The following is an 871-nucleotide window of genomic DNA, read 5'->3' on the forward strand; positions in this document are numbered from 1 at the left end:
GCGCGTGCCTGCAGATATTACATTTTGCCAGCCCCCGGATTGGCCGGGTGGTCGCGCCCTGGTTTGCCAAGCGCTATGCGCAGGGCGGCGTATATGAAGCAATGGCGCGTCATAGATCAAAACGTTTGTATGATCTGGTCTGGGAAAGCGGTTCTGCCCATGCGCCGTTTCATGCCCGCTGCCATAATCTGGTTATCTCGCTGGGCGTTCCAGACACCGCAAATGTTGATGATAATGAACTCGCGCAGTGCCGTGAGGGACTTATCGGCGTGCTAACCTCGCTCGGCATTGATGCGGGTGAAATGGAACCGCAGGAACTCATCGCGCTGGTTGATGATCTGACCTCTCCTACGACGGCGCCGCAGGAAGACCGAACCGAATATAATCCGCTCGATGATATCGCCAGTCAAGCCATCCGCCGTGATATTGAACTCGAAGTTGAAGATGACCGGATGATCCTGCGCACCGAGCGGTTCCGGGAAATCGGGCGCGGCGCTGATGGCACGCCTGAGATCGGCGCTATCTATCCCGATGCCTTCGATATCCGGCATTTCGGCGTCCGGCAAATGCCCGAACGATGGGCGCCGTGGGAATGCGCGCGGCTAATCGGTGACATGTTTACAGACAAGCTACGCTTCCCCTGCCCGGCTGCGACCATGCTTTGCTTAGTCTATCCCGACCGCGAGGGCGCGTCTGCAAAAGCCGGTTTCAAATTTATGCGCACAACCAGTCTCAGCCAATCCAAGAGCGCGCGGTTTCTGCCCAAGCTCGCCCAGCAATCTGCCGAATGGAGCCATGTCCAGGCAGAATTGCAGGCTGGCAAAAGACTGGTGCAACTTTTTACGGCGTGACCAGCTATTCGCCACTCGGC

Annotated in this window: 1 pseudogene; it reads left to right on the top strand. The window is 57.5% G+C overall.

From position 1 onward, the window contains the following. Positions 1-871: pseudogene (locus C8024_RS13840) on the top strand (DUF5934 domain-containing protein); the annotation flags it as partial.

It is taken from the genome of Sphingopyxis sp. BSNA05, from assembly GCF_013265645.1.
Taxonomy (GTDB): domain Bacteria; phylum Pseudomonadota; class Alphaproteobacteria; order Sphingomonadales; family Sphingomonadaceae; genus Parasphingorhabdus.